1 protein-coding gene is annotated in these 233 nt (G+C 65.7%); it reads left to right on the plus strand.

Translation table 11 applies throughout. From position 1 onward, the window contains the following. Window positions 1–233 (plus strand): ISAs1 family transposase (locus EN859_RS37930; RefSeq protein ID WP_135913795.1); only part of this gene is annotated, 233 nt, incomplete at both ends.

Consider the following 233-nt stretch of genomic DNA (forward strand, 5'->3'; position numbering starts at 1 on the left):
CACCTGGTCTCGGCATTTGCCACGCGCGAGCGTCTCGTCATCGGCCAGGAGGCCGTAGCCGAAGGAAGCTGCGAGCAGGAGACGATCCCGCTGCTTTTGGAAAAGCTGGCCGCATCCGGCAGCCTCGACGGCGCGCTGGTGACGATCGACGCGATCGCCTGCAATCCAAAGGTGGCCGCGGCCATCATCGACGCTGGCGCCGACTATCTTCTCGCCGTCAAGGCCAACCAGCC

This window comes from Mesorhizobium sp. M00.F.Ca.ET.216.01.1.1, assembly GCF_004010325.2.
Taxonomy (GTDB): domain Bacteria; phylum Pseudomonadota; class Alphaproteobacteria; order Rhizobiales; family Rhizobiaceae; genus Mesorhizobium.